Origin of the sequence: Streptomyces hazeniae (assembly GCF_031845485.1) — a bacterium.
Classification (GTDB): domain Bacteria; phylum Actinomycetota; class Actinomycetes; order Streptomycetales; family Streptomycetaceae; genus Streptomyces; species Streptomyces hazeniae.
This window is the reverse complement of sequence record NZ_JAVREQ010000261.1, coordinates 1-384: the sequence shown is the minus strand read 5'-3', so window position 1 is coordinate 384 and position 384 is coordinate 1. Positions and strand designations below refer to the sequence as shown.

The 384-nt window shown below is 67.2% G+C and carries 1 pseudogene; it reads right to left on the bottom strand.

The annotated features are described in order from the left end of the window. Positions 1-384 (bottom strand): annotated as a pseudogene (locus RM572_RS29625) (5-methyltetrahydropteroyltriglutamate--homocysteine S-methyltransferase); the annotation flags it as partial.

Below are 384 nucleotides of genomic sequence, written 5' to 3'. Positions count from 1 at the left end.
CGTAGACACAGCTACCGCCTTGGCGCTGCCGCGCAGGGAGTCCAGTGTTCCCAGTGCCCGATCCAGATCGGTGCGCCAGACATTGCGGCCGTCGACCACGCCGGCCACCAGAAGCTTGTCCTTCAGCTCAGCGACCGCGGCCAGGGCGGCTGCGGAGCCGGCCACCAGATCGACACCGATGGCCTCGACCGGGGTTCGAACCAGGGCAGGAAGCGCATCCGTCAGCTCTCCGAAGTACGTCGCGACGAAAATCGCAGGCCGCTTGGTCAGCCCGCCCAGCCGGGCGTAGGCTCGCTCGGCCAGTTCGGCGGCATTGTCGACCATGTCGGTCACCAACACCGGCTCGTCGAACTGAACCCACTCGACGCCGTGGTCAACCAGCAC